This is a genomic window from Pseudoflavonifractor phocaeensis (genome assembly GCF_021531815.1).
Classification (GTDB): domain Bacteria; phylum Bacillota; class Clostridia; order Oscillospirales; family Oscillospiraceae; genus Lawsonibacter; species Lawsonibacter phocaeensis_A.
Genome location: NZ_JADYUM010000001.1, coordinates 62,635 through 75,876 on the forward strand (window position 1 = coordinate 62,635; position 13,242 = coordinate 75,876).

The window sequence follows — 13,242 nt, forward strand, 5'->3', positions numbered from 1 at the left end:
TCACATCCCGCTGTGGGGAACAAATTCCGTCAGAAAGGCACGGAAGGCTTTCATCACCGGTGTCAAACGCCGTTCCTTCCGCCAGAACAGCCCTAACTGCCGGACCGCGCAGTCATCCTCAATGGGAACACACGCGAAGGGCCGAAACATCTCCGCAACAATGGGCTGCTTCAGCGCGGGGCCATATAGCAAAACAATGCCCATCCCGCTGGCCAGCAGGCGCGGACGCAAAGGGAAGTCACATTCCGTTATAATATTGGGGGTAATACCCGCCTTCTGGAACATATTCATACAAAAAACGGTATAGGGCATCTCCCTCAGCGTAGAAATGATCGGTTCGTCTTTCAGGTCAAGCAGTGTTACCGCTTGCCTGCCCTCCAGCCTGTGCCCCCGGGGCAGGCAGGCATATATTCTGCCTCCCTGCAGGGGCAGACACTCCAGCCGCTCGTCCGACATATCCTCTGTTCCCACCAGTGCCATATCCAACCGCCCGGACAACAGATTGTCTTTCATGGCCGGCAGCACTTCGCTCTGTTGCGTGATCCGGTACTGGGGGTATTTCTGCTTGAAGGCAATGATCGCTTCACCCCAAGCATTGGTGCCGCTGATGGCAAGAGAGAGGGTGCTGCTGTCTCCCTGTCCCCCCAGTGCTTTGACCGTATTCTCTCCATCTGCCAGCATGAGCAGCGCACCGTTTACATACTGCAGATACCTCCGCCCGCACTCGTTCAGCCGCAGGCCACCCCCATTCCGGTCAAACAGGCGCACACCAAGTTCCCGCTCCAGTTTCGAGATCATCGTAGACAAAGTAGTTTGAGAAATATAAAGTTTTTCCGCTGTCCGTCCCAGATGCTGTTCATCAGCCAAAGCCTGAAAATACTGTAATTGCAGCAGAGAAATCATATCATTTTCTCCTTTTATCCTTCTATTTTTATAGTAGTCTCTACGATGATTATATGCTTTACACCATTGCTGCACAAGGGTAATATAAAAAAAAGTAATGGGAGCATACCCAAGAAATCAGGAGGAGATTTATATGAGCGAAAAAATCAAAAAACTCCGCAACGGAGAGATGACTGACGGCATCATCAACGCCGGCAACCGCACCCTGCTGTACGCCCTGGGCATCGACAAGGAGGAGATGGAAAAGCCTTTTATCGGCGTGGTCAACTCCTGGAACGAGATGCACCCCGGACACAAGCACCTGCGGGAGCTGTCCGCCGCGGTAAAAGAAGGCATCATCGCGGCCGGTGGCCAGCCCTTTGAGTTCAACACCATCGCCCTGTGTGACGGCGAGACCCAGGGCCACAAAGGCATGTGCTTTGTCCTCCCCTCCCGTGACCTGATCGCGGACAGCGTGGAGGTCATGGCGGAGGGCCAGCGTCTGGACGGACTGGTGATGCTGGCCAGCTGTGACAAGATCGTTCCGGCCATGGCCATCGCCGCGGGCCGCCTGAACATCCCCGCCGTCATCGTCACCGGCGGCCCCATGATGCCCAGCACCTACAAGGGCCGGGCCTTCGGCGGCGCTTGGGAGGTCCGTGAGGCCGCGGGCAAGCTGGCTGCCGGCGAGATCTCCCAGGCGGATTACGACGCTATGGAGCAGTGCGTCTGCGGCGGCGTAGGTTCCTGCCCCATGATGGGGACCGCGAACACCATGTCCTGCCTCATGGAGCCTCTCGGCCTGTCCCTCCCCGGCTGCGGCACCATCCACGCCACCCAGGCAGACAAGCTGCGCTACGCCCGCAACAGCGGCAAACTGGTCATGCAGCTAGTGGCGGAAAACCGCCGTCCCCGGGACTACATCACCTATGAAAGCATCCTGAACATGATGCGGGTCAGCGCCGCCATCGGCGGCTCCACCAACACCTTCCTCCATATCCCCGCCATCGCCAAAGCCTTCGGTTTCCAGCTCGACCCCCAGGAGTTCAACCGCATCGGAGACAGCACGCCCTATCTGGCATGCACCAAGCCCTCCGGCAAGTATACCCTCTGGGACATGCACATGGCCGGCGGTGTCCCCGCCGTCATGAAGGAGCTGGGCGGCAAATATCTGGACCTCTCCCAGAAAGCCGTCACCGGACAGACCTGGGCCGAGGTGCTGGAACACGTCCCCGGTACTTTGAATCCCGAGGTCATCCATACCGCCGCCGAACCTGTTGCTCCCCAGGGAGGACTGATCGTCCTGAAAGGCAGTCTGGCTCCCGTGGGCGCCGGCCTGAAGCGGACGGCGGTGGACAAAAAGATGTGGATCCATCGCGGCCCCGCCAAGGTCTTTGACCGGGAAATGGACGCGATCCTGGCCATCCGAAACGGCAAGATTGAAAAGGGCGACGTCATCGTGATCCGCTACGAGGGACCCAAGGGCGGCCCCGGTATGCGGGAGATGCTGGCCGCCACCACCACCCTTATGGGCTTCGGACTGGGCGACAGCTGCGCCCTGGTCACCGACGGCCGGTTCTCCGGCGCCAGCCGCGGCCCCTGCATCGGACATGTGGCGCCCGAAGCCGCGGAGGGCGGTCCCATCGCCCTGGTGGAGGACGGCGACATGATCAGCATCGACCTGTACAAAAAGACGCTGGACCTGGAGGTCAGCCCGGAGGAGCTTGCCCGCCGCGCTGAGCACTGGACTCCCAAACCGCCGATGGTGGAGAGCTACTACCTGAACCGCTACCAGCGGCTGGTCAGCTCCACCTGGGACGGCGCCGTTCTGGAGTAATGGAGCGTCACAGCGAGCCGCTCCCCAACACCATCCCGCAGGAAGGGCCCCACTATGAAACAAGGTAAGATCCACTACGGCTTTTTTGTGGCAGCCGGCTGTTTTCTGGTCATGTACTATGGATTGGGGATGTCCTTCAACCTCTGTTCCCTTTTCCTGTCCAGCATGGTGTCCGAACGCGGCTTTTCCCAATCTCAGATCTCCGACGCGATGACCCTGCAGAGCATCGTATCCCTGCTATGCATCCTGTTTCTCGGCAGAATATACGCCAAATACAGCACCCGCAAGGTCCTGGCCTTCTGTTCCCTGGCCGGTGTTCTGGCCTATCTTTGCTTCATGTGCGACAGCTTGGCGATGTGTTATTTGGGCGCCGCCTTTGTGGGCGTGGCCCACGGCGGCGCGGCCCTGGTCCCGGTCTCCATCCTGGTGACAAGCTGGTTCCAAAAGTACCGCGGCACCGTGCTGAGCTGCTGCATGGTGGGTTCCAGCGTTCCCAATGTACTCTGGTCCCGGTTTATCGCCGGTATTCTGGACAGTCGGGGACTGGCCGCAGCCGGTTTGATCCATGCCGCCGCGATCCTGGTTCTGGCGGTCATCGCCCTGCTCCTTATTCGAGACGAACCGGCTCAAATGGGCCTGCTCCCCTTCGGCGCCGACGCAGAGCAGGCCGCCACGGCCCCCGTAGCCTGCGGAGATGCGTCCAGTCGCCCTCCAGCCGGAGATCACCAATCCAAGTTTATCCTCCTCGCCTGCGCCATGTTCATGGTGGGTTTCGTCATCACTCCCCTGAACGGTTTTTATCCCACATTTCTCCAAAGTGTCGGCTACAAGACCCTGTTTCTCGGAACAGCCTCCGCCATGTTTGGCATTACCATGATCGTCAGTAAGCTGTTTGTGGGCGGGATCATCGACTACTTCGGCATCCGCCGGGCCACCTTCTATCTCTACACCCTGCCTATCGCCGCCACAGTGTCTGCCCTGCTTGTCACCACCAATCCAGCCAGCGCGATCCTGTTCGTCGCGCTCTGGGGCATCGGGAACCCTCTGGGCACCGTCCCTCTCCCCCTCTGGGTCATCAGCATCTTCGGGCAGGAGAACTATAAACTGACCTATAGCAGAGTCCTGACAGTCTTTACCATGGGCAGCACCTGCGGATTCTTCCTCATCGGCAAGATTGCGGATTGGACCAACAGCTACAAACCTGTGTTTCTCTTAAATCTCGCCTGTCTTACCGTCAGCTTTTTCCTCGTCATGCTGGCACAACACAAGAAAGAGGTCGATACATTATGATCAAATACCCGGTCGAAACCATCCGTGATTTTTGCATCCAAGTCTGGGAACGCGTGGGCCTCTCCCCGGAAAACGCCCGTGTATGCACCGACACCCTTCTGGCCGCCGAGCTGCGCGGGGTCCGGACCCACGGCGTGACCCACATGAAGGATTACTGCACCCGCATGACCCTTGGCACCCTCGCCAACGGCGACACCATGGAGTTCACCCTCACCTCCCCCTCCACCCTGTTGGTGGACGCGAAATTCACCATGGGCACCGTTGCGGCCAACAAAGTGATGGACCGCTGTATTCAGGAGGCCAAGAAATCCGGCGCCTGCTTCGCTGCGGTCCGCAATGGCTGCCACTACGGATTGGGCGCTTACTACCCCATGAAGGCCGCCAAGGAAAACATGATCGGTCTGAGCCTCACCAACACCTCCCCCCTGGTGTCCCCCTCCGGAGGCGCTGACCCTCTGCTGGGCACCAACCCCATCTCCATCGCCATCCCCGCCGGCCGGTATCCCGATTTGGTCCTGGACATGGCCACCAGCACGGTGGCCAAGGGCAAGATCTCCCTGGCCCTGAAAGAGGGCAACGATATTCCTCTGGGCTGGGCCCTTGACTCTGAAGGTAAGCCCACCACTTCCGCCGCTAAAGCGGACAAGGGGTCCCTGACTCCCTTTGGTGGATACAAGGGCTACGGCCTGGGGCTTGTGGTTTCTCTGCTGTCCTTCGCCCTTAGCGGAGCCGACATGGACATCAACCTCCCCAAATTCTTTGACCGGCCCGACACCTTCAGCAACGGCGGCTACTTCATGGGCGCCATCGACGTCAACCGGTTCTGCCCCGCCGATGTGTTCAAGATCCGTGTGGACACATTCCTCGATATTTTGAAGAACTGCCGCCCCGCCGCCGGCTCCACCGGTGTGATGATCCCCGGCGAGATCGAGATCCAGCGCGCCCAGAAGATCCAGCAGGAGGGGATCGAGCTGTCTGACGCTACCCTCCGGGACTTCCGTGAAATGTCGGAGGCCTATGGGGTCCCCTATGTATTCTGAGGCGTGGTTTCATTGCATCGCTCTTTTCTTTTTCTCTCTCCCCCCTTTTTATGCTGAAAGCGGGCGCCTATGGCGCCCGCTTTCAGCATATTATTTGATTGTCCGCGGTCAGCAAAGTCCCAGAATATGCCGGACCTCTCCGATCATGTAGAGGGACCCGCAGATGCAGACCGTATCCTCGGGACCGGCCAGCTCCAGTACCTTTTCCACGCCTTCCTGCGTGGAGCCGCAGGGAAAGGCACGCTGCCCCCGCTTCTCCAGATAGGCAGCCAGATCCTGGGCCGTCAGGGCCCGGGGACTGTCCGGGGTGATGGTGACGAAGCCTTTAGCCAAGGGGATGATCTGTCCGAACATGGAGGGATAGTCCTTGTCCGCCAGCACGCCAGTCAGGAACCAGATCTTTTTCCCGGGATACAGCTGGGCCAGACTCTGACTCAACGCTTCCATACACTGGGGGTTGTGGCCGCCGTCCAGGATCACATCCGGCTCCCGGCGGGCCAGCTCCATCCGTGCGGGCCAGACAGCCTTCTCCAGTCCCTGCTCCAGGGCCTCCCCGGAGATGTGCCACCCCCGCTCCCGCAGGGACAGGATCACATCAATGGCCACCGTGGCGTTCAAGGTCTGGTAATCCCCCAACAGCCCGATCCGGAAGGGGCCCATGCCCCGGTAGCGGAATATCTGGCCCTCCCGTCCGGAGGACAGGACCTCCAGGGTATCAGGGGCGGTGATGGTCAGCGGGACGCCCACCTTGCGGCAGGCCGCCTCCACCACCTCCTCCACCTCCCGGCTCTGGTGGTAGAGAACGGCGGAGCACCCGGTTTTCAGGATGCCTGCCTTTTCCGCGGCGATCAGCGCCCTGGTATTCCCCAGTTCCTGGGTGTGCTCCAGACCGATGTTGGTGATGACAGCCGCCTCAGGGGCAGGGATCACATTGGTGGAGTCCAGGCGGCCCCCAAGGCCCACCTCCAGCACCACCAGATCGCAGCCCGCCTCCCGGAAATAGAGCATCCCCACGGCGGTCATCAGCTCGAACTCCGTGGCCGGGTCCTCCATTCCTTTGCCAGCACGGATCACCTGCTCCGCAATGCGGCCCAGGTCCGCGTCCGGAATGGGCTGTCCGTTGACCTGAAACCGCTCGTGGAAGCGCCACAGGTGGGGGGAGGTGTACAATCCCGTTTTCAGCCCCGCCCGGGTCAGGACTGAGGCCACCATGGCGGCGGTGGAGCCCTTTCCGTTGGTGCCGGTAATATGGATGAATTTCAGGCCTTTATGGGGGTCTCCCAGCCGCCGGAGCAGCTCCGTGGTCCGCTCCAGCCCCGGTTTCCGCCCGGTCCACGCCTCCTGATGGATCAGTTCAACAGCTTCCTGGCCGGTCATAGGCCGCGCCTCCTTACCATGTCATTTCCTTATTCCAGGGCCAAACCCTGAGCGCGCAAAGCCGCCTCCACCGTGTGGGCAGCCAGTACCGTGGAGGTCACCGCCCCCACTCCTCCGGGCACCGGGGTCAGTGCGGCCACCACAGGTTCCACCTGGTCAAAGGCCACATCTCCGTGGAGCTTACCGTCCGGTCCGGGGCTGACTCCCACATCCACCACCGCCTGGCCGGGACGGACATGGTCCCGTCCGATGAGCCCGGCCTTCCCGGCGGCGGAGATGATCACATCCGCGCTCCGACACAGCTCCGCCATGCGCCCGGGATCGGTGAAGATATTGCACACAGACACCGTGGCCCCCTGGTTCATGAGCAGAATGGCGGTGGGCATCCCCACTGTCATACCGCTGCCCACCATGACCACGTTCCGTCCGGGCAGCTCCACCCGGTAGTGGCCCAGCAGGGCCATACAGGCCGCGGCGGTACAGGGCGGGAAACCCGCCGCCCCCTGGACCATCAGTCCGCCCATAGAGGTGCTGGTCATGGAGTCGATGTCCTTCTCCGGGCACAGGGCTCCCATCACCGCGGGCGTATTCAGGCGGGGCGGCAGGGGACGGAACAGCAGACAGCCGTGGATACGGCGGTTACCGCTGATCTCCTCCAAGACCTGGATCAGCTCCCCCTCGCCCACATCCTCGGGCAGCAGGGTGCGGATCACCGCGATGCCCAGCGACTGGGCCCGCTTGGTAAACCCCCGCTCATAGGACAGGTCGGCCGGACGCTCCCCTACCCGGACGATGGCCACGGTGGGGGTCACCTCCCGGCTCTTCAGCAGGGCCACGCCCTCTCTGAGCCGGGCGCACAGCGCCTCGGCTACCGGGGCGCCGGTAAGCAGTTGGGCCATGGGAAATCAGCTCCTTTTCTTCCAATGAGGCTCAGCGGGTGAAGATCACCGCGGCCATGAAGGATGCGCCCGTCCGGCTGGACAGCTTCACCTTTCGGGTGGGGTCTGCCTGGCGGCACAGCAGGAACTGGCCCTCCTGTACAGCCACACCGTCCACCTCCGCGGCACCGGACACACAGTACAGGGCCACGGTGCAGCCAGGGTATTCCATGGGAGCGGGAACAGCGGGGGTCCAGGTCAAAGCGGAGCCGGCCTCCAGCGCCAGAGACTGGGCGTTTCCCTGGGCACGGCCCTTCCGCAGCATCAGGTTGTAGTCGGTACACTGGCCCCAGGACTCCACGGGGACGCCCCCGTCAAAGGAGCAGAGGGTCAGGGGTTCCAGGCCAAACCGTTCCCCCTCCCCCACTTTCATATCCAGGTCCCCATGGAGCACGGAGATCAGCCGGACATAGTCGGGCAGCGGCGTAAAGTCGGAGTGCTCCAGCTCCACCCGGGCGGAGCTGAACCGCCACAGGAAGTCCCGGTCGGCGTAAACCGCGCCCTCGGGCGCGATGGCCAGCTGGGTGGTGGTCCCGCCGGACCACAGGGTGGTCACATAATCCTCTTGGGTCAACAGCTTCCATTCCATTGGTAGGTCCCCTTCCAAACAAAGCAGACCATATAGCCGCCCTGTTTTTCCTCAAAATAGCGACAGAGGAAGGCCGCCGAAGCGGCCTCCCCCAGTCCCGGACAGGCAAAGCCCGTCCGTCATGATTTACATAGCAGCCAGAACGGTCTCGTAGATCTTGTCAGCCAGAGGCAGAGCCTTGGCCAGCATGGCCTCGCCCTTGGCGCGGTAGTCCTCGGCCAGAGCCTTGTTCTTCAGGCTGCCGATGTTGATGAGCACGTTCAGCCAGGCGCCCTGGATGGCGGCGCGCAGGGACAGGGCGGAGACGCCCAGGTCGCTGGCGGCGCTGTCGTTGGTCTTGCCCAGCAGCTCGGCGGTGAGCTCCAGAGTCTCGGTGGCCAGCTCCATCATCTCAAAGGGAGTGGCGGTGCAGCCCTCCAGACCCTTCTGGATGGCGGCGGAGCGGGCAGCCTTCTCCTCGTCGGTGGCCTTGGGCATACCGAAAGCGGCGCTGACCACGTTGAAAGCCTCGGTGTCCCGGTCCATCACGTCCACAAAGCGTGCCTTCAGGTCGGTGGCCTTCTTCTGGCTCTCGATGACGAACTCCTGATACTCGGCGTACTTCTCCTTGCTCTTGCCCACGGTGGTCAGGCCGCACACCATGGCGGTGAGGGCGGCGCCCAGAGCGCCTTCCAGAGCGGCAGCGGAGCCGCCGCCGGGAGCGGGAGCGTCAGAGGCCAGCAGGTCCACAAACTCAGCAGTCTGCAGTTCGGCTAATTTCTTCATGTCGTTTATCTCCTTTTCTTTCCGCTCTTCCGCTTACTTCATGTCCAGGAGGTGATACTCCATGATCTGGTTGTGGCAGTCGAAGTCACGGGCCTTCAGGTAGAACTCGGCGCAATCGATCATGGCCTTGGCGGGGGTCAGGCCCACGATCTCGCTGTCCACAATGTAGGTGCCGTAGCGCTCAGCCAGGGCCTTGATCTGCTCATAGACCACGTACAGGGGGGTGTCCTCATAGTTGACCATGTTCATGGAGACCTGAGCGATGCCCCGGTCCTCCATCATGAAGCCCATGGCCTTGCAGCTGCGGAAGCCGCCGGAGGAACCACGGATGACCTTGGCAATCTTCTTGGCGACTTCCACGTCGGAGGTGGCCAGGTTCACATTGAAGGCGACCAGGGGCATACGGGCGCCGATGGCGGTGATGCCGGCGGTGGGGTGGATCTTCCGCTCGCCGTAGTCGGGAGCCCACTCGGGCTGCAGCAGCTTCTCGGGCATGCCCTCGAACTCGCCCTTGCGGCAGGTGGCCAGATTGCGGCGCTCGGGACGGGTGGCGGAGTCCTCATACAGGAAGGAGGGGACCTTCAGCTCGTCCCAGATGCGCTGGGCCAGACGCTTGGACAGCTCCACGCACTCCTCCACGGTGACGTCCTTGGACTGGGGAACGAAGGGGATGACGTCGGTGGCGCCCATGCGCTTGTGCTCGCCCTTGTGCTTGGTCATGTCGATGCGCTCAGTGGCCACCTTGGTCAGCTGGAAAGCGACCTCCTCGATGGCGTCGATGTTGCCGATCAGGGTGAACACGCAGCGGTTGTGGTTGCCGTCGGTCTGAGCGTCGAACAGGGTGCAGCCGGGCACGCTGTTGGCGGCTTCCACCAGAGCGTTATAAGTGGCCTCGTCCTTCTCCTTGCTGCAGCTGAAATTGGGGATACACTCTACGAGCTTAGCCATTTTGATTTCCTCCTATAAATTTTTTGATGCTTCCTATCTTTCCATAAACGGACACGGGCAGGACGCCGTGCCCGGTTACTGACGGGATCGCGCCGGGTTTCGGGTTCTTTTGGGGACATTATACCATAAACCGGTTTTTTTGTTAATGTCGCCGCAAAAGCATTTTTCCCGCAACGTTTAATATTTTTAACCAGAATCCTTTTCCAAGAATCAGTCAGTCAACAGGCCGGTACGCCGGAAATATCCCGCTCCGGCAAAGCCATTCCAATTATCCTTTTATTGAAAAAATGCCCTTTAAACACCGGGCTCACCCTCCTCTTTCTCCTCTTCCTGCACATATTGCCAGGCTTCCGAGCCGGCCATGGAAATGAACTGCTTCACGCAGTTGGCGTAATAGATGTTGTCGCTCCAGACCAGGGTGGGATAGGATTTGGCCGTCAGGCCCAGGATGGGCTTGGTGTAGATGCCGGAATTGGGGTGGGTGGCCACGATGGAACGGGGCAGATAGCTGACGCCGAATCCCGCCTGCACCATCTGCATGGCCATGGGGGTGTCATAGCACTGGCACACCACATTGGCGAAGAATCCCTCCCGCTGGCACTCGCTGCGCAGATGGCTGCTGTATCCCCACAGGTCGTCGCTGCGCAGCAGGCACATGGGTACCCCCTTCAGCGCCTGGATGGGCACAAAGTCCTGGCCGGGGGCTGGGTCGGTCTCCGCCGTCATGACCAGCTCCAGGGGGTCCTCCCCCAGCACCTTCTCCCGCAGGCCGGAGACCACCTTCGACTGGCTGCGCAGAAAGAGCAGATGCAGTTCTCCCCGGTTCAGGTCTTCCAGCAGGTCGTTGGGGGAGCCCAGACGGATATACAGCTCCACCTGGGGATAACAGGCGTGGTACTCCTTTAAATGCTCCATGACTACAGGTAAGTCCGAGTAGATCACGCCCAGCTTCAGCAGACCCCTCACCCCGGCGTCGATGTCCCGGACGCTGTCCGTCATCCGCCTGAGATTCTGGAACATCTGCTGGCTCTGCTCATAGAGGCTGCGGCCCGCCTCGGTCAGTTCGATGCCCTTGTTATTGCGCAGAAATAAGCATACCCCCAGCTCATCCTCCAGCATGGAGATCTGCCGGCTCACCGGCGGCTGGGCCACATGGAGCTTCTTTGCCGCCATGGAAATGCTCTTTGCCTCTGCAACAGCGGAAAAATATTCGAGCTGCTTAAAATTCATCGCTTCATATCTCCCTTTCCTTTTATAGTTTTTGGGCGATATACCTTTTTTATATAGCTAATATATAATATCGGTACTTTTCATTCTAGCGATTTTCCGTTAAAATGCAATATGTAGAGAGAATTCTTTAAGCATCGAGAGCCAATTCTCACAAAATTTTTAAGAAACGAGGGAACTGCAATGAATGGTAACATCAACGACGCGATGACCATCAAGCTCGACTACGAGCTGCCCGAGTATCCCGCCTTTGAGGAGGGCTACCGCCGCGCTCCCCGCCGCGAGTCCCACCTGTCCGAGGCGGACAAAGCTCTGGCCATCAAGAACGCCCTGCGCTACATCCATCCCGACCATCACGCCCAGATGGCCAAGGAGTTCGCCCAGGAGCTGGAAGAGCACGGCCGTATCTATGGCTACCGCTTCCGTCCCGTCGGCAAGCTGTACGGCAAGCCCATCGACGAGTACAAGGGCGCCTGCATCGAGGGCCGCGCCATCCAGGTCATGATCGACAACAACCTGGACTTCGACGTCGCCCTGTATCCCTATGAGTTGGTCACCTACGGTGAGACCGGCCAGGTCTGCCAGAACTGGATGCAGTACCGCCTGATCAAGAAGTACCTGGAGGTCCTGACCGACGAGCAGACCCTGGTGGTCATGTCCGGCCACCCCCTGGGCCTGTTCCACAGCCACAAGATGGCCCCCCGCGTCATCATCTCCAACGGCCTGATGGTGGGTACCTTCGACGATCAGAAGAACTTCAACCGCGCCGCCGCTCTGGGCGTCGCCAACTACGGCCAGATGACCGCCGGCGGCTGGATGTACATCGGTCCCCAGGGCATCGTCCACGGCACCTTCAACACCCTGCTGAACGCCGGCCGTCTGAAGCTGGGCATCCCCCAGGACGGCAACCTGGCCGGCCGCCTGTTCGTCTCCGCCGGTCTGGGCGGCATGTCCGGCGCTCAGGGCAAGGCCGCTGAGATCGCCGGCGCCGCTTCCATCATCGCCGAGGTGGACGACTCCCGTATCGAGACCCGCTACACCCAGGGTTGGGTCAGCCACCGCACCGACAGCCTGGAGGAGGCCTGGGCCATCGCCAAGCAGCACATGGAGGACAAGGAGCCCTGCGCCGTCGCTTACCACGGCAACGTGGTGGACCTGCTGGAGTACCTGTACGACAACAACATCCATGTTGATCTGCTGTCCGACCAGACCTCCTGCCACGTGCCTTACGACGGCGGCTACTGCCCCCAGGGCCTGACCTTCGAGGAGCGCACCGAGATGCTGGACAAGGATCCCGAGGGCTTCGCCAAGCTGGTCGACAAGACCCTGCAGCACCACTATGAGATGATCTGCAAGCTCCATGACCGGGGCACCTACTTCTTCGACTACGGCAACAGCTTCCTGAAGGCCGTGTACGACACTGGCGTCAAGTCCATCTGCAAGAACGGCGAGAACGACCTGGACGGCTTCATCTTCCCCTCCTACGTGGAAGACATCCTGGGTCCCTGCCTGTTCGACTTCGGCTACGGTCCCTTCCGTTGGTGCTGCCTGTCCCGGAACCCCGAGGACCTGGACAAGACCGACGCCGCCGCCGCCGAGTACATCAAGAACCACAACCGCCGTTATCAGGACTACGACAACTATGTCTGGGTCCGTGACGCCAAGAAGAACAAGCTGGTCGTGGGTACCCAGTGCCGCATCCTGTACCAGGACGCCATGGGCCGCATGAACCTGGCTCTGAAGTTCAACGAGATGGTCCGCAACGGCGAGATCGGTCCCGTCATCCTGGGCCGTGACCACCACGACACCGGCGGAACCGACGCCCCCTTCCGTGAGACCTCCAACATCAAGGACGGCTCCAACATCATGGCCGAGATGGCTACCCAGTGCTACGCCGGCAACGCGGCCCGCGGCATGAGCTACATCGCTCTGCACAACGGCGGCGGCACCGGTATCGGCAACTCCATCAACGGCGGCTTCGGCATGGTTCTGGACGGCTCCGAGCGCGTGGACAACATCCTGAAGATGGCCATGCCTTGGGACACCATGGTGGGCGTTTCCCGCCGCGCCTGGGCCCGGAACGAGAATGCTCTGACCACCGTGGTTGAGTACAACGAGATGTACAAGGGTCAGGATCACATCACTCTGCCCTACCTGGCCGACGACGCGATTGTTGCTGAGGCGGTCAAGTCCATGAAGGGCTGAGCCTTTCGGGCTGAACCAAATCCAGTGAACTCTTGAAAGAGGGGGCGTGTTCGCACGCCCCCTTTTTTGAACTTGACAACCTTCGGAAAGTGTGTTTTCCTATTATTGGTACACCGTGATCCAATTATGCTGAGACAGGGCCGG

11 protein-coding genes are annotated in these 13,242 nt (G+C 60.8%); 4 read left to right on the forward strand and 7 right to left on the reverse strand.

What is annotated here, in order from left to right:
* Positions 1-903 carry a LysR family transcriptional regulator gene (locus I6E42_RS00280; protein ID WP_235369703.1) on the reverse strand — a complete coding sequence of 301 codons (903 nt, stop codon included), beginning with the start codon at positions 901-903 and terminating at the stop codon, positions 1-3.
* A 133-nt stretch (positions 904-1,036) separates the two neighbouring features.
* On the opposite strand from I6E42_RS00280, the gene ilvD reads away from it, so the two are divergent.
* The 3 genes from ilvD to I6E42_RS00295 are packed head-to-tail and all read left to right on the forward strand — an operon-like array spanning position 1,037 to position 5,049.
* The gene (ilvD, locus tag I6E42_RS00285) at positions 1,037-2,719 is read left to right on the forward strand and encodes a dihydroxy-acid dehydratase (RefSeq protein WP_235369704.1); all 1,683 of its coding nucleotides are present in this window, start codon (positions 1,037-1,039) and stop codon (positions 2,717-2,719) included.
* Between the two features lie 54 nt (positions 2,720-2,773).
* Positions 2,774-4,009 carry an MFS transporter gene (locus I6E42_RS00290; RefSeq protein WP_235369705.1) on the forward strand — a complete coding sequence of 412 codons (1,236 nt, stop codon included), beginning with the start codon at positions 2,774-2,776 and terminating at the stop codon, positions 4,007-4,009.
* Complete coding sequence (locus I6E42_RS00295) at positions 4,006-5,049, forward strand: Ldh family oxidoreductase (protein ID WP_235369706.1); 1,044 nt, start codon at positions 4,006-4,008, stop codon at positions 5,047-5,049. The genes I6E42_RS00290 and I6E42_RS00295 overlap by 4 nt, the downstream gene beginning before the upstream one ends.
* Before the next feature lie 108 nt (positions 5,050-5,157).
* On the opposite strand, the gene I6E42_RS00300 is transcribed toward I6E42_RS00295, so the two are convergent.
* From I6E42_RS00300 to I6E42_RS00325, 6 genes are all read right to left on the reverse strand, one after another.
* On the reverse strand, positions 5,158-6,426 hold the full coding sequence (locus I6E42_RS00300; protein ID WP_235369707.1) for a bifunctional folylpolyglutamate synthase/dihydrofolate synthase: 1,269 nt from the start codon (positions 6,424-6,426) through the stop codon (positions 5,158-5,160).
* Between the two features lie 29 nt (positions 6,427-6,455).
* The gene (locus I6E42_RS00305; RefSeq protein ID WP_235369708.1) at positions 6,456-7,325 is read right to left on the reverse strand and encodes a bifunctional 5,10-methylenetetrahydrofolate dehydrogenase/5,10-methenyltetrahydrofolate cyclohydrolase; all 870 of its coding nucleotides are present in this window, start codon (positions 7,323-7,325) and stop codon (positions 6,456-6,458) included.
* A gap of 31 nt (positions 7,326-7,356) precedes the next feature.
* Complete coding sequence (locus tag I6E42_RS00310; protein WP_235369709.1) at positions 7,357-7,953, reverse strand: HutD family protein; 597 nt, start codon at positions 7,951-7,953, stop codon at positions 7,357-7,359.
* A 126-nt stretch (positions 7,954-8,079) separates the two neighbouring features.
* A complete protein-coding gene (locus I6E42_RS00315) occupies positions 8,080-8,718 on the reverse strand; it encodes a cyclodeaminase/cyclohydrolase family protein (protein WP_235369710.1) in 639 nt (212 codons plus the stop codon).
* A gap of 33 nt (positions 8,719-8,751) precedes the next feature.
* Complete coding sequence (gene ftcD, locus I6E42_RS00320; RefSeq protein WP_235369711.1) at positions 8,752-9,666, reverse strand: glutamate formimidoyltransferase; 915 nt, start codon at positions 9,664-9,666, stop codon at positions 8,752-8,754.
* A gap of 294 nt (positions 9,667-9,960) precedes the next feature.
* Positions 9,961-10,896 carry a LysR family transcriptional regulator gene (locus I6E42_RS00325; protein ID WP_235369712.1) on the reverse strand — a complete coding sequence of 312 codons (936 nt, stop codon included), beginning with the start codon at positions 10,894-10,896 and terminating at the stop codon, positions 9,961-9,963.
* Between the two features lie 180 nt (positions 10,897-11,076).
* On the opposite strand from I6E42_RS00325, the gene I6E42_RS00330 reads away from it, so the two are divergent.
* Complete coding sequence (locus I6E42_RS00330) at positions 11,077-13,098, forward strand: urocanate hydratase (protein WP_235369713.1); 2,022 nt, start codon at positions 11,077-11,079, stop codon at positions 13,096-13,098.
* The last annotated feature ends 144 nt before the right edge of the window (positions 13,099-13,242 follow it).

Excerpts from the sequence above, each read along its gene's own strand:
- I6E42_RS00295 (WP_235369706.1), top strand. The coding sequence starts at position 4,006 with ATGATCAAATACCCGGTCGAAACCATCCGTGATTTTTGCATCCAAGTC.
- I6E42_RS00315 (WP_235369710.1), bottom strand. The coding sequence starts at position 8,718 with ATGAAGAAATTAGCCGAACTGCAGACTGCTGAGTTTGTGGACCTGCTG.
- I6E42_RS00330 (WP_235369713.1), top strand. The coding sequence starts at position 11,077 with ATGAATGGTAACATCAACGACGCGATGACCATCAAGCTCGACTACGAG.
- ftcD (WP_235369711.1), bottom strand. The coding sequence starts at position 9,666 with ATGGCTAAGCTCGTAGAGTGTATCCCCAATTTCAGCTGCAGCAAGGAG.
- I6E42_RS00280 (WP_235369703.1), bottom strand. The coding sequence starts at position 903 with ATGATTTCTCTGCTGCAATTACAGTATTTTCAGGCTTTGGCTGATGAA.
- I6E42_RS00310 (WP_235369709.1), bottom strand. The coding sequence starts at position 7,953 with ATGGAATGGAAGCTGTTGACCCAAGAGGATTATGTGACCACCCTGTGG.
- I6E42_RS00300 (WP_235369707.1), bottom strand. The coding sequence starts at position 6,426 with ATGACCGGCCAGGAAGCTGTTGAACTGATCCATCAGGAGGCGTGGACC.
- I6E42_RS00290 (WP_235369705.1), top strand. The coding sequence starts at position 2,774 with ATGAAACAAGGTAAGATCCACTACGGCTTTTTTGTGGCAGCCGGCTGT.
- I6E42_RS00325 (WP_235369712.1), bottom strand. The coding sequence starts at position 10,896 with ATGAATTTTAAGCAGCTCGAATATTTTTCCGCTGTTGCAGAGGCAAAG.
- ilvD (WP_235369704.1), top strand. The coding sequence starts at position 1,037 with ATGAGCGAAAAAATCAAAAAACTCCGCAACGGAGAGATGACTGACGGC.
- I6E42_RS00305 (WP_235369708.1), bottom strand. The coding sequence starts at position 7,325 with ATGGCCCAACTGCTTACCGGCGCCCCGGTAGCCGAGGCGCTGTGCGCC.